This is a genomic window from Undibacterium sp. TC4M20W (assembly GCF_049340245.1).
GTDB lineage: Bacteria > Pseudomonadota > Gammaproteobacteria > Burkholderiales > Burkholderiaceae_D > Undibacterium.
Window position 1 is genome coordinate 1 of record NZ_JBMPPI010000038.1, and the last position, 20,914, is coordinate 20,914.

The following is a 20,914-nucleotide window of genomic DNA, read 5'->3' on the forward strand; positions in this document are numbered from 1 at the left end:
CTGAAGAAGTTGGGGATACAACTCCCCAATTCTTGATGAAAATCATGTTCAGCAGCACGTTTTATGCTTTGACTGGAACATGATTTTGTAATTGATGGAAATTAGAACTTAATCAGATGTTCCTTAAGTACAACTATCGAGGGTGTGATTTTCTATTCCCCGGCGACAGGTCAGGTCGTTGCCCGCCTGCCTGATGGTTTTGGTCTGCCAGCGAAACAGTGATTATTGTCAGGCGATGAAGAAGAATCCCTGGTAGGGCCTGGGATGGTAGCGTTTCATACGATTAGCCTGGCGTTGATTGATATGCTTAAGATGTCGCTTGCGTCCGGCCAATTTGTAGAGTATTCGCAATTGATGTACAAATTCTTTCAAATTACAGACAGGCCATGACTACTCTTACGCAACTGGATAAATTAACCAATCAGTCGTTCAACAATAAAATGCGCAGGCGGGGGTTTGCCATAGAAAAGACCTTCTATTTCTGGCGAAAGCGTGGGCCATTTTTTGATGTGCTTTGGGGAGAGATAATTGGTAGCGGTAGCTCTCTCCGAATTTTTGTCACAGTCATGTGCCCCTGGATAGATGATCCTGTCACTGGCGAGTTTGTTGAGTTCCCATTTAAAACATGCTCAATTGGAGGAACTTTGTCCGAGGAATTTCCAGAAATTATGCGCAGTGGTGTAAATTTTGATGTTGCCACTGAAGATGAAGTTACGCAAAGCCTTGAAAATATCCTCAAATTGGTCGATGAGAATGCCGTGCCCTGGTTTAACGAGATAGTCTCATTAGAGACATATCAGTTTTACCTGGAGAAAAGTGCTTATCAACCTGGTGCAAAGGAAAGAGCTAAAATCAAAAAAGGTATAGCTATTGGACTTCAACGTGAGTCATATCAATAATTTTTACACCACGCTGCTGCCCATCCTGTGCTCGTTCATACAATAGAAAATGAATAAAATAAAAAAACTGGCTGATTTAATCGAACGCATAAATCAAGGAGACTCCATTGAATACCTCTTTTTTATGGGACACCGTCAAAAAAAGGGAAGTGCAGTCAGCGAGACATGTTTAAGTCAATGGTATGCATCTTCTTTTGAAGTGGAAGGTATCTTATATAAAACTGCCGAGCACTACATGATGGCAGCAAAAGCGCGCTTATTTGGTGATGCAGATGCGCTGCAAGAAATTCTTGAATCTGCCACGCCTGCTGAGGCAAAGTCAATTGGCCGTCGTGTCAAAGCCTACGATGATGAGCTCTGGGTGCAGCATCGTTATGCGCTGGTTGTAGCAGGAAACTATGCAAAATTCGCACAAAATGCAAAACTAAAAGAATACATCTTATCGACCAACGCGCTCGTGCTGGTTGAGGCAAGCGCCAAGGACAGGATTTGGGGAATAGGCTTGGGGATAAATGATCCTGGCTTGAGCAATCCTCGTCATTGGAAGGGGCTCAATCTCTTGGGGTTTGCCTTGATGGAGGTGAGGGACTTGATGCGGGCCGAGGCAGAAAATAGCAACAAGCGCCTCACTCGTCAAAGGGTATATATAGGCTACGTCAATCCAGTAACAGAAGATATGGATCCTGTCCTTGATTTTGCCATTGCTTGTTCCTATGACGTCGACTGGGGCACGATCACTATTTCTGAAGCAAAAAAATTTGGCTGGCGTGAAGTGAACTTGCCCAATGGTGAGCTGATTGAAATCATGGTGTTGATTAGTCCGATCAACAATGATTTGACAGTGAATGCAAGGCAAAAATCAAAATCTCTTTTACAGCTAAATTGCAAAGAAATATCGAGTTTATTCTTGCGTACTTTGGGCGAAGCTTTGATTCAAATTGAGATTCGTGAATGAAGCACTTTTGAAATCTCGCACTTGATCATGACACATTTTTTAACAAATGTTATGATAGCCAGCTTTATCGCTTAAAGAAGTGTGCAGAAATACATGAAGAAACTTTCCTCTTCCCTGTGGATGACTGGTTTGCTGGCGCTTTTGTCTGCCTGCGCGACCAAGCCAGTTGTTACTTATCTGAACCCCGGCCAGGACAAGGCGCGTGAGATGAGTGATCAATTGATGGCGCTGCAAAGGCTCAGTAATCAGGAGAAGGCGAAAACCATAGACCATCACCGGGTCTGGTACGCCGGATTTGGTTTGCATTCAGGTTCCAGGGCTTTTCTGGGGGATGTGCAACTGGCCAAACAGAGGCTGGAAGAAATCAATCCTGAACTGATTAGCTATAGCTTCAATAATGACCCGCATCAGGACAAACTTGACGCTCCCTTTGCTCATCTCGGCAGTCTGGACCAGACTGCCAGGGATATTGCCAGCCAGGCCAGGGAAGGGGATGTGGTGACTATTCTGCTCAGCAGCCATGGCTATACCGATCTGGTTGCGGTTGAAATAGGCAATAAGCCCACGGCGCCCATTTGGACGCGTTATCTCAAAACGGCACTGGCACCTCTGGAAAAATTCCCGACTGTGCTGATCATTTCTTCCTGCTATTCCGGTTCCCTGATCTCGCAATTGAAAGCACCGAACCGCATTATTGTGACTGCGTCGGCACAAGACAAGGTGTCTTATGGCTGCCAGCCATTGGCGCACAATACCTTTTTCGTTGATGCCCTGTTTGGTAGCAAACTGGACGCCGGGCAAAACCTGATGCAAGTGTTTGAACATACCAAAGAGCTGGTGACAGAGCGTGAGAAGGCAGCGAAATTTGATCCCTCATCACCACAGATTTTTGTTGGTGAGAAAATGCAGGCTTATGCGCAGCAACCTTTGAAGTCCTGGTTGCAATAGGGGCGATGTATTCCTTGCGCAGCCACCATCACTGCGCAGCTACCGTAAAATAAACAGGGCCGTCATCCGATGGACCTGGCTTTTTTGTGGTGTTGCTGACGTCTAGCGCATCACTGTCAATAGCGGTACGGCTTTCACCACTGGCAATTTTGCTGCTTGCCATGCAGCGATGCCGCCGCGATACCAGTACAGGTTGGAGTAGCCCATGTCTTTGAGTCGCACCAGGGTATTGACACTCATCCAGCATTCTTCAGAAACACAAAATACCGCGATGGCAGCTTCTTTTTGCGGAAAGTTTTTCTTCATGACCGCACGCAAATCTGCATCCAGATTTTTATTGAAGGCAGCTTCAGGGTCGTCTGCAAGATTGGCAGCACCGTCAAGCGAGATGGCAAACGGCAAGGTCATGCCGCTATTGTCTATACCCAGCGCGTCGATCACGCTGATCTGTTTTTTAGCCAGCTTTTCTGCCAGCTCTGGGGTGCTGATGTTCTTTATACCTTCTATGCTGGTGGGCGTGGCATAGTGGAAGCCTTCACTGCCAGGGCGCAAATGCTTTACCGGGGGTAAAAACCAATCGGCATTTTCAAAATCCTGATAACCATTCTGGACCTTGAGGTTTTTTATCGCACGCTCAGACTCTGTCAGAAAAAGTGCATACTTGTCCTGGAAGGCCTCATCATCAAGGTCATAGAGTTTGCAGTTGAGCTTAGTATGGCGCTGACACTTTGACAGCGCCGATCGTATGGCCAGGACGTCGTTATTAAAACCAAAACCTGTTCCCCAGGAGCCGTCAGCAGACACGGCAAAGGCTTTCTTGGTTTTGTCCCCCTTGTATTTTTCAAATCCGGTTTGGGCGCTCTTGTTCAGTTCAATCTGGCCCGGCCAGATATCCTGGGCCTGGGCGGTACCAAAGGCACCAAGTGCGCAAAAAGAAAACGACAGGACAGTGAAAATTTTCATGTTCAGAATAATTAAGTATGGTGACATTGCTTGATGCCCCCGCATTTCTCTATCCATGCGGGAGAATTCAAATCTGATTGCCATTTTACATTATTTAACTTTCGCGTGAGTCAGGCTTTTGAGCAGAGCACTGCTCTTGTTCGTCACTGCTGTATGCACTGCATGTGCTGCGTTGCTGCGTAATACTTGTCGCTTGATGCAGATGCAGGGAGCATGTTTCAAGCAGGTGCTTAAACAAGGCTTGAGCCCTGCCTGCCTCATGTGGGAAAATACTTTAAATATATTAACGCCAGTTTGCCTTGATCCTACCCTGGATCGCCATTCACCTGATACCGAATTTACCCCTGACGCCACCATGCACCCACCATTGCGCAAGATCCTTATCGCAGGCTTGGTTTCCACATTTATCTCCAGCCTGCTGGCATCTTCACCATCGACCAGCCATGCCGCACCCCTGGGCAATATGCGCAACCTGTCTGTCAGTGCGCAACGCCAGATAGAGTTCACGACGGATGAAGGCAGCATCGTCCGTATCAGATTGTTGAAGCCAGATATGTTCCGTGTCTGGGTGGGTAGCAAGGGGCAGTTGCTGGATGCCGGTGACAAGGCAGCGCCTATCGTGCTCAAAAAAGACTATGCGGATTTCCCGGTCAGCGTCACTGCGCCCGATGGTTATCAACTGGTGCAGACATCTGCCATGGCCTTGCGCATCTACCGCTCGCCTGTGCGCCTGGCGCTCTACAAGGCCGATAATAAAACCCTGCTATGGGAAGAGAAACAGCCGCTGGAACTGGGTGACAAGGCCAGCTTCCAGACACTCTCCAGCACACCCGATGAAGCCTTCTTTGGCGGTGGCCTGCAAAATGGCAGCTATGCCTTCAAGGGCAAGCAGCTTGAGGTATCTTATTCAGGTGGTTGGGAGGAGGGCGACAGACCCAGCCCCGCACCGTTCTACATGAGCAGCAAAGGCTATGGCGTCTTGCGCAATACCTGGAGCAACGGCAGCTATGATTTTCGCTCGAATGATTACCTCAGCACCAGCCACCAGGAAAAACGCTTCGATGCCTATTACTTCGTCGGCGACAGCATCAAGGACGTGCTGGCAAGTTACACTGAACTCACAGGCCGCGCCAAACTCTTGCCACGCTGGGCCTATGAGTACGGTGATGCCGATTGCTACAACGATGGTGACAACAGCAAAAAGCCCGGTACCGTGCCCGCAGGCTGGAGTGACGGCCCCGCAGGCAAGACGCCGGACGTAGTAGCAAGCGTTGCCGCCAAATACCGCGAACACGACATGCCCGGCGGCTGGATACTGCCTAACGACGGCTATGGCTGCGGCTATACCAATTTGCCCGAGGTCGTCGCTGGATTAAAAAAACATGGCTTCCGCACTGGCCTGTGGACAGAAAACGGCGTCGATAAAATCGCATGGGAAGTCGGCACCGCAGGCACGCGCGCGCAAAAGCTTGATGTTGCCTGGACAGGCAAGGGCTACCAGTTCTCACTCGATGCCAATATGGCCGCAGCACAAGGCATACTCGATAATTCAAACGCACGTCCCTTTGTCTGGACTGTCATGGGCTGGGCAGGCACGCAACGCTATGCCGTCACCTGGACAGGTGACCAGTCCGGTAGCTGGGACTATATACGCTGGCACATCCCCACGCTGATAGGCTCAGGTTTGTCCGGCCAGGCCTATGCCACTGGCGATGTCGATGGCATCTTTGGCGGCAGCCCCGAGACCTTCACACGTGACCTGCAATGGAAGACTTTTACACCCGTACTCATGGGTATGTCAGGCTGGTCAAAATCAGAACGCAAACACCCCTGGTGGTTTGACGAACCCTACCGCAGCATCAACCGCGATTACCTCAAACTCAAGATGCGCCTCATGCCCTATATGTACACCTATGCGCATGAGGCAGAGCAAAGCGGCGCACCCATTGTGCGCGGCCTGATGTGGGATTATCCGCAAGATACCAATGCCAATAACGAGAACTACAAATACCAGTTCATGCTCGGCAAAGACTTTCTGGTTGCACCTGTGTATCGCAGTCAGGCAGCCAGCAAGGGCTGGCGCAAAGGTATCTACCTGCCGCAAGGCCAGTGGATAGATTATTGGGATGGTCGTGTCGTCACAGCAGACGCCAAAGGCAAAGTCATAGACCAGCAAGTCACGTTGGACAAACTGCCCGTCATGGTACGCGCTGGCGCGATTTTGCCCATGTACCCGGTCGCCCTGTACGATGGCCAGATACCCAAAGACGTGCTGACGCTGGACATTTACCCGCACGGCAAATCCAGCTTCACCATGTATGAAGACGATGGCGAAAGCCGCCAGTACCAGAGCGGTAAATCCAGTCTGCAAACTTTCACTGTTGATGCACCAGAAAACCGCGCGGGTGACATCAGCATCAGCGTAGGCGCAGTTAAAGGCAGTTATGAAGGCATGGAACAGCAGCGCACCCTGCAACTGCAAGTGCACACCCGTGTACAACCAGATGCAGTGCACTTTGGCGAACAAAACCTGCAGACATACAGCAAGCGCGCAGATTACGACAAAGCCAGCAGCGGCTGGTATTTTGACGCCGCAGAAAAATACGGCACCGTCCATATCAAGACTGCCAAACTTCCCATCGACCAGGCTTACCAGTTCCACCTGGCCGTTACCGCCAACAGGCAACTCGCGACAACAGCAGACTACCTGTCAGCGCCAGACCTCGGTAACGCCATCGCCGCAGACAGCCTCATCTTCCTGAGCCGCCCGGCAGAAGAACCCGGCCACCCGCTGGAAAACGCCTTCGACGGCAAACCCGGCACCTGGTTCCGCACCGTGCGAGACCAGTCGCAAAAAACCGGCGCCCACGAATTCAGCCTCGCCCTTGGCGAGCGCCGCATGATCAGCGGTTTTGAAATCGCCCCACGCAATGAAAAAAACTGGCAATACGGCCAGGTCAAAGACTTTGAAATCTACCTAGCCGACACCAATGGCGAATGGGGCAAACCCATCTACACCGGCCAGCTCAAGAAGCAAGAGGGCAAACAAAAAGTAGAATTTGCCGCCAAAGCAGGCCGCCTGTTCCGCTTCCGCGTACTCAGCACGCATGACCAGAACGACGACGGCGACGCCCAAGACCCCATGGTACTGACCAGCACAGGTGAAGCCAAACCAGCCAAAGCCTACAACGCTTTCAACCCCGTTGTCGTCAGCCCGATCACGATTTCAGAATTCAGCATCCTCGAAAAACCAGCACCAGACAAAGCCAGGCTGCAAACTTATTTGTCGGATGCTGTCGCAAATGCTGGCACAAGCAGCAAGGCCAACTACGCCAAAGACCAGGCTTATAGCACTGGAAGCGCCAAGCCAGTCAAAGGCGCGGTCGGTGCACAAAGCAGCATGCAAAGTAATATGAAAATGAATGGCCTGCTCTTCCGCAAAGGACTTGGTGTCGCTGGCAACAGCGAAATCGATTACCAGCTAAAAGGCGACTGGCAAACCTTCCGCGCCGACGTAGGCATAGACGACAGCTGCCGCAACAACGGCGGCCTGCAATTCCAGGTATGGGGCGACGACAAACTATTATTCGACAGCGGCCTCATCACCGCACCAGCAGTCGTCAAACCAGAACTGGACATACGTGGTATCAGCAAACTTAAATTGAAGACAACCGGTGTCAAAGCAACGGGCAAGGCAGAGGTTTGTGCTAACTGGGCGAATGCTTCTGTGATTGGGTTTGTGGGGGATGGGGTGGGGAGGTAGATTGCAGTGATAAACTCTGTTTGCAATTTAGTTGGCCGGATAAAAATGTTTCCAGTCGCCATTTTGAGGAGACGACTAAAGATCTATGCCGCACATCTGTCATTACTTTTACATTGATTTAGCGGCCACGCCTTTGTATCACGAACTATGCACTTCGATTGGATGAAAAGTGTCTGCTTGCGTTTTAAAGAGGACTGGCGTGAAAATCGGTTTTACATGCAGTTGTCACTACTAAAGTAGGCAGCGCTGTGGATTAAATTGGAAATTTTCTAAATAATTTGTCTCGACGTGAGTTTTTAAAGATGAAATATAAGCCCTGCTAAATTGATTCGCAGCCATCCCATCGTGATTTTTGAGTATATAAACACCTAAGCGCGATGTGATATGGAGGTTATTTTCTATCGACATTTTTACGGCTCTTCGTGCCATTTGAGTTGGCGCAGGATTTTCTTCTAAATTTATGTCAAGAAGTCTATTTTTTAGCGCAGAACTATAGTCTTTAGAATGTAAAAATTCTCTATCTGACAAATGAAAGGCTGCCGCATCGAGATTAAAAAAGGTAGTCTTGAAAATATCACCTAGCTCTGTCGCTTGGATCAAACCTTCACGAAAAGCCCATGTGTCTTCAAATGCCCATAAGTCAAATAATTGTTTTCCAGAAAAGAAGCGATACCCGCCGAATTTATTTTGTTTCGGAGAGAAATGCTTAATGATGTCATAAAGCTCTTTCCTACTAGCGAGTGACACAATATCAATATCCGATGAAAAATGCCTACAATTACCCAAAGCGAATTCTCTTAACATACCACCGAAAATTACTGTATTTGGGATGCAATGCACTAAGGTATTCAAAGTTTGGGAAAGCAGCAAGCGATCTCTAGATTGATAATCTAGATAGGTACAAACATTGTTTTTTAATTTTGTTAAGTTTTGCACGAGTTATCTTGGATCTGTGCGATCTAATTTAAATTGTCGGTAGAGTGGAGAAAGTTCTTTGCATAGATTTAATGCAAACGAATCCGTCATCCCAGAGATCATGTCAGTTAATAACAAGCATTCCCGGTATCTATCAGATGTAACTGTAGTCGTATCTTCATAAATTCTTCTATAGTTTTCTGAAATTCTACCATATACATATCTTGTGAACGGATGGCGCCGTTTTGAACTTGGTTTCGATGGGTCTTCAATGTCAGATATAGCTAACCAAAAAATATCCATTAATAACCTTATAACATTGTAACCTTCTAGTTCTAATTCTAGGACCGTTCGATGATTGTATGCATGCTTAATGCTGAAATCTTTGAGTAACTTCCTTAAAGTTTCACCGTTACTCATCTTCATCAATGTTTTTGTTTGAGAGCCATTTATAAAAGTATCCTTGTTTTCTATGAATGCGGTAGTTGCACCTTGAATCATTTTACTAATTGAATAGACTCGAAATAATTGCATTGACACGTCGTTTAACTCCGAGGGAGAAAGATTGGGTTGTTGTTCTCTGAACTTCCCGTGTCTATCCAAGCTATCACTAGTTACTGAAAGTACTATTTCATCGCCGTTGGCATGATGCTTTAAATAGGAAATTAAGTCTGAAAATGAAGCCAGCCCTTTTTTTATTGCGTCTTCCGCATCTAGTACGACATAGGCTATGTCATCACATGCTTCCATTACGTACGCTAGCGGATGCCTCTTGCCAATTTCCAAGCCCGTGCTTTTTTGCACTTCTTCAGCGATACTTTGTTCAGAATAAAAGAAGCCATGCTTCTTGCATGCGGCGGCACCATCGCTATCAGTTTTATCTGAGCTAATAGGATATTTCATCATCGCTGACAGCGTTGCATAAGTTAAATTCAGGCCATAACTATCGTTGAGTAATTGTAGCCGTGTAACCAATCTGAACCCTTGGGCATTTCCTTCAAATTTTAGGAAGTCCAATTTTTGTTGTAATGATAGACCGTCAGAGTCTCGATTTAATACGGCGTTCTCGTTATCTTTGAACCAACTTTGAATTGCGGCTTCTCCCTGATGCCCAAATGGAGGATTGCCAAGATCATGAACTAAGCCGATTGACGCCAATAGTGAAGGAATGTTTCTAAAAAAATGTTTTTGGTTTCCAGCAATTTCCTTGTCGAATGCGAGTGTTGTCCCAATGCTTCTGGCTAAATTTGAGACCTCATGTGAATGCGTTAGACGTGTTCGAACACTGTCATTTTTGTCCAGTGGAAAAACTTGAGTCTTGTCTGCCAATCGTCTTACAGGGGTTGAGAATAAAATTCTGTCATAGTCACGCTCAATTTCAGTTCTAGCCTCTGAAGGAACAGGAGTACGTGGCTTTCCTTCGGCTTGATTTTTTCTCCTCGTTGTGTTGAGAAGAATATCCCATTGATTTGTATTCGCGTTCAATTGTTTCTCCTTTTTTAATTTCAATAGACGTAAGATTTTCTGGCAGAATTTAGACATTTACTTGTATCCGCTTAAAACTAAAGAACATCACTCAAAGAGTTTCCGTTTAAAAATTTGAAACTTTTTATTTGTTGGAATCCGAGAGTTTTTGTACATTTTATGCATAAGCCCATAACTAGAAGGGGATGTTGCATTTACTTTTTAAGGCAATCCCAATTTGAATGATTTAATAAATTCAAATTGCCAGACTCGCGGGCGAGAAATTAGTTTCCCTTCGATTGAGACGTACTGGGCTCCTCCAATATGAGCTTGATCAGCCACTTTGTATTGTTCAGTGGTTAAATCGGCAGATGCCCGAATTTTTTGACCATCTTTCAATAAGATGGAGAACTCTACGGCACCTTCACGTTCTCCTGTATTAGTAACATCTCCGCTTAGGGCTTCAACGGTTCCGATAAATATGTCGGTCAATTCGGCTGGCTTTGGTTTTAGTATTTCAGATATTGTATAAAGGTCGTTAGACATATTTGAATCGATAAATATAGATTTACCTGTTTGAATGTCTGAAGGGAGTGCAGCGTAAGGTGACCAGTTAAAATCAAATTTCATGCCGCTTCCAGTATCTTTCTCGACAATATTTGCTAATGCTTCGCAAAAATTTGAAGACACAGTTGGAGTAGCAGAATTTAATAGCTCGTACGCAAAGCTCTGAACTTGATTCGTACTAATTGCATGTGATATTTCTTGCACACCACGGTAAATGGCAACAAATGCCTTTCTACTTTTGGTCCATTCATTGGGTTCTTCTGCCAGAGCTAGCCCTAATTGTTCTCCTACTCCTGCCAAAGAGCACGAGATTGACATTACGAAGCTTCCACGCTGTGTATGGTTAAATACCGTGCGGTTATATATTTCATTTGAGATTTTATTGTCAATTCTTCTGAAATAATGCTGCGGGTTTTCGGCAGTACAGCTACCGGACAATAGCATTATCTCTGATCCATTGATTACAGCATTTGCAAGGGATAATGGAATAGTTTCGGAATGATCGACTGTTTTTAAAATCCGTAATGAGATTCTGTCAGAGGACTTAATTTCAGTATCAGAACTTGTTAATTCCAGTTCATTTTGGATTGCAAAAAAATTTGTGCGTTCAATAGATGCTAATTTATCGACTAGGAGATTTAAGGCATCTTCATAATCTAAAGCGTCTTCATGTTCTGGTAAAAAAAGTTGGCGCCCCTTAAAAAGGGGATGCGTAAATACTAATGTTTTAGAAAGGGAAGCAATTGACCCTGTCTGCCACCCTCTTTTCTGCAAAAATGAAACAACTTGAATGGGTGCAACTCTCATGGCTCTTGCCTTGGGTCGATATATTCTGGGCAGATTCCGTGTGACAAACTGGTGAAGAGGGAGGAAAGTGTTTCCGGGGTCAATATTTGCTCTTTGGGCAAATAGACAGTTATCCCTGATTTATTTGAAGATTCTTTTGCTCCTACTAAGCTGACCCAATAGGCACATTTTTTGAGGCTTAAATCATTTTCTGAAGCGAGAAGCCAATCTGTTTTTTTCTTTGGCAGATAGAGCACAACTAATACTCTCGGTACTGAATATGCTTTCTGTCGCAAGTCATTGTACCGTTTGATATCCTTTAAGTGATATGAAAAATGGCTCCCAATATCATTGGGCGCGGACACCGTAGCTTTAAGTTGAATTTTCAAATCAACCTCAAGACGATCACCGCCTCCGGGGAACGGACCCCAAGCAGTCAATTGAGCATCAAGACCTCTGTTGTCAGACAGGCGCGACATTGATTTGCAATCAGCCCCCGCAATGGAAGCTACAGCATGCAAATAAGCATAACTCAACTCCGCTTCAATATCATTGTCAGAAAGTTGTGAAGTCATTCAATACTCATTTTACGCTTCAATATTTATTGATTTATGCTACATAATAAATATTTATTTTGCAATTCTATTTTGCAATTTCTTATGTAGATTGCACATCGTATTGATTCAAATCAAGCTGAGCACTGAAAATGCATCGAGGAAATATCAGGTCGATTCAAGGGGGAGGGGGAGTGAATAATGTTACTTCAAGGAATGCATGCAGTAAAAAGCGAGGAATTATGAAGAGCGGACATATATGATCAAATAAAAACCACATCCGCTTACTAAGAGTAGGCGGATGTGGTTAGATATTGTCTTTTTAGTTTAGTTAATTAAAACTTCATTGCCCTGGCTTAACCGGCACAACCAGTTCACGCGAGATACCGCCGCTTTGGGCGCTGCCGGACTGGGTGCCTTCACCGCGCATGCGTTGCAGGCAATATTCACGGTCTGTTGGTGGGAGGGCGTTGCAGCGGAGTTCGCGGTTGCGCTGGAGCTGGTCTTCGCTTGCTGTGGTCAGCGTGCCTAACTGGGCTTGCTGTTTCGCTGCGCCGGCTTCGCGCAGGCAGGTTTCTCTTGATTGATTGGATTGTCCGTTGTTGCAGATACTTTTCTCATTTTCGTAGCGTGCGCGGGCGTTGGCATTGGTATCCTGGCGATCGGCTGCCGTGCTCACATTGACCAGCAGCAGGGATGAAATGACGGCGGCAATCAGGCCTGCTGTTTTTTTTGCGGCGTGCTGGTTACGGGTATTGTTGATTGCTGTTTGATCGTGGTTCATGGCATGACCTCATTAAGATAGTAAATAAGATAGTAAAGATGCTGAATATGCGGCTGCATGACAGGTGTAAGTGCACTGTCAAAAGCCTGCAATTTATCTTGTCACTGACATCAGTGTAGGCGAAAGCATTCTTTAATTCTGCGTGCTACCGCACATTGCAAAGAAATCTTTGTTTTCCAGGAGGGCGTGTATGGGCTGGGTAGAATGACAAATCAAGTATCATGTCCGTACCCATATCCACCCATGTATCAAACCTTACCGGGCCGCATCGATATCAGATGCATCCCTCGTATTTGAAAGATCAACATCCATGAAGCTTGCCAGCTCTATCCAATTCACTGCCCTGTTACTGGCTGCGGTGCTACACAGCAACAGCCAGGCGCAGCAAAGCCTGCCTTTCGGCAAGAAAATGCCTGCCACGGCACCGGCACTGCGTGATTTTGTGCCGCCTGGCTGGATGGTGGAAAGCCAGGTCAGCGGTGACCTTAATGGCGATGGTCTGGCCGATATTGCCGCCGTGCTGGTAGAGGGCAAGGGTGCTACTGACGACAGACAGCGTGGCTTGATCGTGCTGCAGGCGAATGCAGGCAAGGGCTACAGTGTATTGGGCAGCAATAGCAAGCTGCTGCAATGCCAAGGTTGTGGTGGCGTCAAGGATGGTGTTAACGTCGCCGTCAAAAACGGCGTACTGGTCGTTAGCCAGTACAGCGGTTCGCGTGAATACTCAGTCTATACCTGGCGCTTTCGCCTGGATGCTGCCAGCCAGCGTTTGCAAATGATAGGGATAGATGAAGAGGAGGCAGATGGCATGGTGGGCAAGGGTTCTACCGTCAGCACCAACTTGCTGACTGGCCAGCAAATCAGTGAAAGCTATCAGTATGACGAGAAACGCGATCGTAAGGTCATACTCAGCTCCAAGAAAGGCAAGGTCGCAAAAAGCATGACCTTGCTGGAGGATGCGGTTGGGAGTCAATAAGCGAGCAACTGCGATTTGTTGCACTTATCGTGTGCACGCTGGCGCAATAATTTTGAGATTTTTTTAAAGAAGGGGCACTCGCATGAGCGAGAAGCTTTTGAGGTTTGTTGAGGAATTCCTTGCGACGGAGTCGAATGCAGAAGTTTTTGCTGATGAATTCATTAAACGATGGAGAAAGGAGGGAGCCAGTGGACTCGCACTTTCTGATAATCCGCAATTGAGCGAAGTATTATCGAGCACTTTTTGTCTGGCTGATATGTACAATCCAGATGCAGATCGTGAAAGCTATGAGTTGGACGAACACAAGTTAAGGGCAAAAATAAGGAAATTGATTGTCGGGATTTTGCTTAAATCCAATGCGTGATCTACAGACGCCATGTCAATATACTTCAGCTTTTATGAAAAAAATCTTATGCAAACACCTCCATATATACCAGACGAAAGAATAGTGGACGAATTACGAAGACTAAAATCTCTGGGGCAACCGCCGTCTGCCTTGCTAAAGTATTTGAAAAATGAACTTCCAGAACTTTCTGGACTGTATTTCATTAAATATTTCAGAGCCGCATTTGGCATGTCTTTAAAGGCAGCGAAACCTGTAGCAGGTTGGTTGACTATGGGGCTTTCAGATGAAAGAGTTGATCAATTTATTTCAGAGGAATGGTAAATTCATTATTCATAAAAATCATTCCCGTCCACCCAAAGGCAAACGGGAATAAGCTGATTTGATAACTTTAATTAAAACTTGCAGAGCTGGTATTAGTATTCGTCAACGTCTGGGTTTTGAAATTGACGGTGAAACGGTCGCTGGGTTTGCCTGAGCCCAATCCTTTGAGGATGCTGAAGACTTGTTTGAACTGGTTTTGGAAAAGCACGTTGACCGCATTTTGGTCTGAGGGTTTGCCGTCAAGCATGCTGATGGCAGCTGGGCTGGCCGGGAAGGCGTTCATCAGGACTTTGTATTGCTTTACCCTGTCTGTGCCCATGTCGCGCAAGGCGAGTTCGCCTGCATAGACGGTGCGGTGGAAGTCGCCATAAAATTCATAGGCGCTGATCTTGGCGAAATCATCCAGCTTATAACCGGCAGCAGTGGCGAGTTGTGTGGCTTTGTTGGTGGCTACTGTCCAGTCGGCGGTCAATTGGCTGGCTGAGGCAGGCGTGCCACTGACACTGCCTTTGGACATGCAGGCGGCAGTCAGGGGCAAGACGCCGGGTATGTCTTTCAATTGCGCGAACGTGACCTGGGTTTGCAATTGCGACAGGATTAGCATCTGCTTGGCGTCGAGGCTGGTGGCGGCTTCTTTCATTTCGCAAGGCCAGTATTCATCCATGAAGCGCAGGCGTGACAGTTCACCAAAATAGAAGCGGGTAAATTCGCCATAGGATTTGGTGGCGAGTATGTCTTTGCTCCAGCGTTTGCTCACATCAGCGGCAAGGCTGCTGTTTTGCAGATAGTCGTACTCGGTCTGGTAATACTTGAAGAGTTCGTTGTAGCGTGCCACGTTGTTGAGAGACACGGTTTCGATATCGACAGTATCCTGGTCCTTGTATTTGACGATCTTGTAGGCTGCACCAAATACAGCCAGTGAGGGTGACTGTACATTGACGAAATAATTGCCGGATGCGTCCTTGTAATCATTTGTGCCATTGAAATGCATGTGGCCACCCATGTGCAATTGCATGCCTGTGGCTGCGAGGGCGGTGGTGGTTGCCTGTTCAGGCACACGTGCCACCTGGAAGGCGCCTGACTTGAAAACGGCCTTCATGGTATCAGTCTGGTTGGCGTAAAAATCCATGGTGGGATAATGCGAGAACGCAATCAGGCGTTTGCCCTGAGACTTGGCGCGGGCAGTGACAGTCTTGATCCATGCCAGCAAATGTTTTTTATGCGTCAGTACTTTGTTCCAGCCCGCATTGCCTGCGCCATCAAAGCCTTTGAATGCCTTGGCATTGACAGGGTCAAATGCGCCGTTGGGGATGTGGACATTGGCGTCAATCGAGAGCAACCAGACACCCTTGACCGGTTCTACCAGATAGCTGGAATCGATAATGCTGGTGCATTTGGTAAATGCCTTGCCCAGGGTTTTTTCACCTTCTGCCTTGTAGCTGCCGCCTTCACCTTCTGCGCAAATTTCAAACTGGCGGTTTTTTACATCGGCGCTGCTGAGAGCTGCATCATAGGTGTAGGTGGCATTGGCGTAGCTGGAAAACGGGGTTTCCCAATACACGTCGGCCTTGTTGGGCATGTAGCCAAATTCACCCAGTTGGGCGATCAGCTTTTCGTAGCCGAGTTCCATGAGCTGGTTGGTACAGGCAACAGTGGCGTCCTGTGATTTGCAGCCGGAATAATTGACTGCATAAACTTTTTGTTCTTTGCCTTCTGCCGTCAGAAAATCATTTTTACCAGCTTCGTCATCGTCATAAGGCTCATTAGGATCGTGATTGCCGGGCGCGATAAAGAAGCGCATGCCTTTGGCCTGATATTCTTTCAAGATGGCGGCAATGCCATCGATGTTGACGGGTTGTGCATCGTCAGAATAATCACCAGACAAGGCCACCAGCCTGATGCCGCGTGCGTAAGCGTCATCCAGCGCACCACGGAAGGCGAAGTAGTTTTCATTGAACAGGCGGGTGGAAGTCAGTTGCGCATACATGGTACGTATGGTGGCAAATTTGCCGTCACCAGTTGGTATGCCTGAGAACTTGGCATTTTTCAGGTCACCATAGACGTTTTCAAAATGCACGTCAGACATGACGGCCACGGCGGGTGTTTCAGCAACGGGTTCTGGCGTGGGCGCTGCAGCATCTTTGCTGTTGCCGCAAGCGATCAGTGCCAGCGGCAAGCATAATGAGAGCAATTGCTTTGCGGCCTTGCGCTCATTTAAAAAACGAACATTCATGGTCATTCCTGTCACAGGTTCGGAGACTCTCCTGGCACATGCGTACCAGGCGAAGATGGATAGCGGGACTGTTGCAGGGACGTAAAATGAGAGGCATTAGCCGCCTGCATGGGCTCGCATTGTAAAGTTGCTTTATGACAAGATGGTGACGATGTTCTCAGGTGTTGCGGCAAATGCGGTGTTGCCTGAAATGAGTTGTGGAGTTGAATGCCTTAATCAAACTGTGTGATTCGACTTTGCGAGCAATCTCCCTGTCCCGGCAATGCCTAGTGCCATCACCAGTATCACTCCCGCCACGATAAACGTGGTCTGCATGCCAGTTGCAATCGCTGCTGGCGTAGCCGCTCTGATGTCGGTACTGGCTGATGCATAGGCAAATACTGCCCCCATCAAAGTTGCACCGGTGATGAGACCGAGGTTGCGGGAGAGGTTGAGCATGCCGGAGATCAGGCCGCGCTGATGCGGGGCGATGTCTTGCATGACGGCGGTGTTATTGGCGGCCTGGAAAAGCTGATAGCCGGGTGTGAGTATGACGATGGCGATGACGTAGCCAGAGATGCCTATGATGGATGGCAACAGGGCGAGGGTGAATGCGCCAGTGACCATGGCGACGAGCCCGCTGGTGACGGTGGCTGGTGAGCCCATGCGATCTACGATGCGGCCTGCGATGACGCCGCTACAGGCGGAGATGACGGGGCCTATGGACATGAGCAGGCCGACCATGGCGTCGCTGAGTACCAGTGAGCGTGACAGGTAGAAGGGGCCGACCACCAGCGTGGCCATCATGACGGTGGCGACCAGGGTATTCATGGCCAGACTGGTGCTGAGGGTGATGTCGCGGAATAGGGCGGGGCGTATCAGGGGCGATGCGACTTTTGTTTCTACTAGCATGAACAGGGCCGCGCCAAGGATGGCGGCAAGCAGCAATGCCAGGTTGAGTGTGCCAAAATGTCCGCGGCCCAGCGTCATGGCTAGCGCATAGGCTGCCAGAGTCAAGGCCAGCAACAGTGTGCCGATGTGATCAAAACGCGCGCTGGCTTTATTATTGGCTTTGTGGCTGGCTTGCTGGTCTTGTGGCAGGTAGCGTTGTGCCAGTATGAAGCTGATGATACCCAGCGGGACATTGATCAGGAAGATTGCGCGCCAGTCGATACCTGCAATCAGTATACCGCCCAGTGATGGGCCAAGCGCCGTGCCCACGGCAGACATGGTACCCAGCAAACCCATGGCGCTACCGGTTTTCTCCTTGCTGACGGTTTCACCGACAAAGGCCATGGTCAGTGCCATCATGATGGCGGCTCCCAGGCCTTGCATAGCGCGGGCAGCGATCAGCATATTCAGCGTGGGGGCTGCACTGCACAGGGCCGACGCTAGTGTGAACAGGGCAATACCTGCCAGCAACAGGCGTTTGCGCCCCATCATATCCCCCAGGCGGCCTACGCTGACGATGAGAGTGCTGATGGCGAGCAGGTAGGCGACGACTACCCATTGCACTTGCTGGAATGAGGCATTGAATACATGCGTCAAGGTTGGCAACCCCACATTGGCGATGCTGGTGCCCAGTGAGGACAGCAACATGGACAGCGACAGGCTGGCGAGTATCCAGCGCACCTGTTGCGATGCCTTGGTGCTTGTGGGCGATGCAATAGCTTCTGGGATGGGTGTGGCTTTCATTTTTTGGCTGATTTGAGTAACGATGCCTGATCATAGGCTTTTGCGATATAAGGCGGAAGACGCACGGTTTGCACTTTATTCATGCGTATGACGCTATGCCATAAACTGTGTCAGGCGAAAGCGAGTTAGAATAAGTGCATGTCTATTCCCGACCTTAACCTGCTGATTACCCTGGATGCCGTACTTGCCGAAGGCAGCGTGGCGCGTGCTGCTGCCAGGCTGCGGTTGAGTCCATCTGCCATGAGCCGGGCGCTGGCACGCTTGCGCGAGACCACGGGTGACCCTTTGCTGGTCAGGGCAGGGCGCGGCCTGGTGCCCACACCGAGGGCGCTGGAGTTGCGTGAGCAAGTGAGCCAACTGGTGCAGGGTGCACAGGCGGCATTGCGCCCGGTTACACAGCTTGATCTTGCGAAACTGACACAGTCTTTTACCCTGCGTACCAGTGATGGCTTTGTCGAGAACTTTGGGCCAGCCCTGATTGCTCGTATCAGTGCAGAAGCGCCAGGTGTACGTCTGACTTTCATGCCCAAATTGAACAAGGACAGCGCTCTCTTGCGTGATGGCACGGTCGATCTGGAAACCGGCGTAGTCGGTGATTCCATCAGCCCTGAAGTACGTACCCGCGCCTTGTTCCGTGACCGTTTCATAGGCGTCATGCGCATCGGGCATCCCTTGAGTCAGCTTGAGATGACACCAGCTGTGTATGCATCCGGCCAGCATGTGCTGGTGGCACGCCGCACGCAGAGCAAGGGGCCGATGGCGGATGCGCTTAAACCTTATGGACTGGAGCGGGATGTGCTGACTACCGTGGGTGGTTTTTCTGCGGCGTTGGCGTTGGCGCGGGCGTCTGACCTGATCGCTACTGTGCCTGAACGGCATACCGGGAATTTGCGGGCGGGCATGCATAGTTTTGAGCTGCCGTTTCCTGCGCTGGAGATTACTGTTTCGATGTTGTGGCATCCGCGTATGGATGCTGATCCTGGGCACCGGTGGTTGCGGCAGTGTTTGTGGGAGGTTTGTGCTGGGTAGGGCGTGGATAAGCGGGGCTTCTGTCAGCGGACGCGCTTAAACGTACTTCACGGCTTAACGACACTGGATGCCAGATCGAGTCTGGCATGACGAGTGAGGGGACACTGGTTGGTGGTGGAGACTGCCGGGCATTGAGGAGCACGTCAAAGGCTATATTTATCTGGCACCTGTAATCTATTTTGGCCGCCGCTTCTAGTTTTATATAAAAACGAAAGTAAAAATATATTTTGTTGTAGAATAGGTATTGCTGATGCTTTTCCCCTTGCCGCATACTTCAAGAAGTGGATGCCTATGAATAACTACTTTCCTGGCAGTTTTCGTTTGTTGAGCAGTCTTGTCCTTGGGGCGGTCTTGTTGCCTGCTATTGTCAATGCGCAAGTGACGGCCAAATCAACTACCTATATCACTGAAGCCAGCCTGCATTGTGATGGGCTCGATGTCACTGTTGAAACCTATTGCGAACCGAATGAACGTCTGGATGGGGCATGCTTCCTGCAAAAGGTGAAGCTGCGCCAGTCTGGTACAGACAAGTTTTCTGAAAAACTTTATCTGTATGAAGATTACCTGAAAGACCGTTCACTGATTACGCAACTGGCTTGCGTCAAAGGTAAAGGGGACAAAGGTAAAGAAGACAAGGGGCGAAGCAAGATCGTGTTGAGTTCCACCAACCTCGGTAACTGCAAGTCTTGCGAGTGGGATGATTATTTTTCTGAGACGGGTGTTTTCCTTGGTTCCAGCCGCGAAAAATTTGGTGCAACGAATTTCAAACCCAAGGCCTTACCCGGCAATGTTCTGCAAAAGCACGGTTTTGTGCTGGATGACAATGGACGTTTCACTGAAATTGAAAAAGTATCAGTAAAGCGCATACAGCGCGAGGGGAAATAAGATGACAGGCGCAAAGCATCATAAAACCAAGAACTTCAGCCATAACGGCGATCCACTGACGGCGGACTCTCAGGGCGACAGCCGTACCTGGGGTGATGCCAATGATCACGTCAAGTTTGAAGTGCAAAAAGAAATTGTGCAGCAGGCGGGCAAAGCCAATCTGTCACAAAAGGACACTGCCAATTTGCTGGCGCTGGCCGAGGTGGAGTCTGGCTTCAATCCTGACGCCGCAACGACTTCGCGCAAGTCTTCTGCCTCTGGCGTGTTTGCGATTACCGACAGCACGGCCAAAGATGCAACAGAAAGGCTGAGCGGCACCAAGCGCATAGGTGGCTATGAAGTGGCCGACAAATACGACAGATTCAACACGGCATCGAATGTGTCTTTTGGCATCGCGGTCTATCTGGATAAAAAGAAGGTCGCCGGTTCTGATGATGTCGGCGATATTTACAAAGCCTGGAATACCAACCCGGCAGAATACAATAAATTGCTGACGCGCCTCGACAAACATGCAACGCAGTATGACAAAGACCTGACCAACAAAGTCTGGGACGGCCCGGGCCCAGCAGCACCCGTCAAACCCGCAACGCCCGCCAAGCCTGGTGAAACAGCAGAGCCAGCTAAATCCACCAAACCAGAAGCAGAAACACCAAAAAAATCTGGCGATGTATTGTCATCTATCCCGCTGTTGAACAAGGCGGGGCAGGATGCCGACAAAAACTGGAACATGCTGATGGGTACGGATTCACCCTCCAGCCGCATGATGATGCGGGTGCCAGAGCCGGTGAAGAAAGAGACTGTCAAACCGCAATAGCTTGAAAACCATGCCGGGCGACAGTAGCAGCGAGTGTC

At 48.7% G+C, this 20,914-nt stretch carries 18 protein-coding genes; 10 read left to right on the forward strand and 8 right to left on the reverse strand.

Features of this window, described 5'->3' with window-relative positions:
- The first annotated feature begins 386 nt into the window (after positions 1 to 386).
- The 3 genes from ACO0LL_RS27250 (at position 387) to ACO0LL_RS27260 (ending at position 2,802) form a co-directional block, all read left to right on the forward strand.
- Complete coding sequence (locus ACO0LL_RS27250; RefSeq protein WP_422953957.1) at positions 387 to 899, forward strand: hypothetical protein; 513 nt, start codon at positions 387 to 389, stop codon at positions 897 to 899.
- Positions 900 to 948: 49 nt separating this feature from the next.
- Positions 949 to 1,854: an NADAR family protein gene (locus ACO0LL_RS27255; protein ID WP_422953958.1), complete on the forward strand. Its 906-nt coding sequence runs from the start codon at positions 949 to 951 to the stop codon at positions 1,852 to 1,854.
- Between the two features lie 93 nt (positions 1,855 to 1,947).
- Positions 1,948 to 2,802 carry a C13 family peptidase gene (locus ACO0LL_RS27260; protein WP_422953959.1) on the forward strand — a complete coding sequence of 285 codons (855 nt, stop codon included), beginning with the start codon at positions 1,948 to 1,950 and terminating at the stop codon, positions 2,800 to 2,802.
- A 102-nt stretch (positions 2,803 to 2,904) separates the two neighbouring features.
- Here the strand turns inward: ACO0LL_RS27260 and ACO0LL_RS27265 are convergent, their stop codons facing one another.
- Positions 2,905 to 3,765, reverse strand: a complete 861-nt coding sequence (locus ACO0LL_RS27265; RefSeq protein ID WP_422953960.1) for a rhodanese-like domain-containing protein — start codon at positions 3,763 to 3,765, stop codon at positions 2,905 to 2,907.
- Positions 3,766 to 4,120: 355 nt separating this feature from the next.
- Between ACO0LL_RS27265 and ACO0LL_RS27270 the strand changes: the two genes are divergently transcribed.
- A complete protein-coding gene (locus ACO0LL_RS27270) occupies positions 4,121 to 7,528 on the forward strand; it encodes an NPCBM/NEW2 domain-containing protein (RefSeq protein ID WP_422953961.1) in 3,408 nt (1,135 codons plus the stop codon).
- Positions 7,529 to 7,759: 231 nt separating this feature from the next.
- On the opposite strand, the gene ACO0LL_RS27275 is transcribed toward ACO0LL_RS27270, so the two are convergent.
- From ACO0LL_RS27275 to ACO0LL_RS27295, 5 genes are all read right to left on the reverse strand, one after another.
- Positions 7,760 to 8,464 (reverse strand): hypothetical protein, encoded by a 705-nt coding sequence (locus ACO0LL_RS27275; protein WP_422953962.1) that lies wholly within the window; start codon positions 8,462 to 8,464, stop codon positions 7,760 to 7,762.
- Positions 8,465 to 8,467: 3 nt separating this feature from the next.
- Positions 8,468 to 9,928 carry a dGTP triphosphohydrolase gene (gene dgt, locus ACO0LL_RS27280; protein ID WP_422953963.1) on the reverse strand — a complete coding sequence of 487 codons (1,461 nt, stop codon included), beginning with the start codon at positions 9,926 to 9,928 and terminating at the stop codon, positions 8,468 to 8,470.
- Positions 9,929 to 10,129: 201 nt separating this feature from the next.
- On the reverse strand, positions 10,130 to 11,281 hold the full coding sequence (locus tag ACO0LL_RS27285; RefSeq protein WP_422953964.1) for a hypothetical protein: 1,152 nt from the start codon (positions 11,279 to 11,281) through the stop codon (positions 10,130 to 10,132).
- Positions 11,278 to 11,835 (reverse strand): DUF4365 domain-containing protein, encoded by a 558-nt coding sequence (locus tag ACO0LL_RS27290; RefSeq protein WP_422953965.1) that lies wholly within the window; start codon positions 11,833 to 11,835, stop codon positions 11,278 to 11,280. Before ACO0LL_RS27290 ends, ACO0LL_RS27285 begins: the two co-directional genes overlap by 4 nt.
- Before the next feature lie 322 nt (positions 11,836 to 12,157).
- Positions 12,158 to 12,598 carry a hypothetical protein gene (locus tag ACO0LL_RS27295; RefSeq protein WP_422953966.1) on the reverse strand — a complete coding sequence of 147 codons (441 nt, stop codon included), beginning with the start codon at positions 12,596 to 12,598 and terminating at the stop codon, positions 12,158 to 12,160.
- Positions 12,599 to 12,908: 310 nt separating this feature from the next.
- Here ACO0LL_RS27295 and ACO0LL_RS27300 point away from each other — a divergent pair, with 310 nt between their 5' ends.
- The 3 genes from ACO0LL_RS27300 to ACO0LL_RS27310 all read left to right on the forward strand — a co-directional run bounded on the left by ACO0LL_RS27300 (position 12,909) and on the right by ACO0LL_RS27310 (position 14,241).
- A complete protein-coding gene (locus ACO0LL_RS27300) occupies positions 12,909 to 13,574 on the forward strand; it encodes a hypothetical protein (RefSeq protein ID WP_422953967.1) in 666 nt (221 codons plus the stop codon).
- Positions 13,575 to 13,656: 82 nt separating this feature from the next.
- Positions 13,657 to 13,938, forward strand: coding sequence for a colicin immunity domain-containing protein (locus ACO0LL_RS27305; protein WP_422953968.1), 282 nt, complete (start codon positions 13,657 to 13,659; stop codon positions 13,936 to 13,938).
- 48 nt (positions 13,939 to 13,986) lie between these two features.
- The gene (locus ACO0LL_RS27310; protein WP_422953969.1) at positions 13,987 to 14,241 is read left to right on the forward strand and encodes a hypothetical protein; all 255 of its coding nucleotides are present in this window, start codon (positions 13,987 to 13,989) and stop codon (positions 14,239 to 14,241) included.
- A gap of 67 nt (positions 14,242 to 14,308) precedes the next feature.
- On the opposite strand, the gene ACO0LL_RS27315 is transcribed toward ACO0LL_RS27310, so the two are convergent.
- Both ACO0LL_RS27315 and ACO0LL_RS27320 read right to left on the reverse strand, forming a co-directional pair.
- A complete protein-coding gene (locus tag ACO0LL_RS27315) occupies positions 14,309 to 16,474 on the reverse strand; it encodes a metallophosphoesterase (protein ID WP_422953970.1) in 2,166 nt (721 codons plus the stop codon).
- A 216-nt stretch (positions 16,475 to 16,690) separates the two neighbouring features.
- Positions 16,691 to 18,148, reverse strand: a complete 1,458-nt coding sequence (locus tag ACO0LL_RS27320; RefSeq protein ID WP_422953971.1) for an MFS transporter — start codon at positions 18,146 to 18,148, stop codon at positions 16,691 to 16,693.
- 138 nt (positions 18,149 to 18,286) lie between these two features.
- Here ACO0LL_RS27320 and ACO0LL_RS27325 point away from each other — a divergent pair, with 138 nt between their 5' ends.
- The 3 genes from ACO0LL_RS27325 (at position 18,287) to ACO0LL_RS27335 (ending at position 20,876) form a co-directional block, all read left to right on the forward strand.
- Positions 18,287 to 19,177 (forward strand): LysR family transcriptional regulator, encoded by an 891-nt coding sequence (locus ACO0LL_RS27325; protein ID WP_422953972.1) that lies wholly within the window; start codon positions 18,287 to 18,289, stop codon positions 19,175 to 19,177.
- Between the two features lie 291 nt (positions 19,178 to 19,468).
- Complete coding sequence (locus ACO0LL_RS27330) at positions 19,469 to 20,062, forward strand: hypothetical protein (RefSeq protein ID WP_422953973.1); 594 nt, start codon at positions 19,469 to 19,471, stop codon at positions 20,060 to 20,062.
- A 1-nt stretch (position 20,063) separates the two neighbouring features.
- Positions 20,064 to 20,876, forward strand: a complete 813-nt coding sequence (locus tag ACO0LL_RS27335) for a transglycosylase SLT domain-containing protein (protein WP_422953974.1) — start codon at positions 20,064 to 20,066, stop codon at positions 20,874 to 20,876.
- Positions 20,877 to 20,914 lie beyond the last annotated feature (38 nt).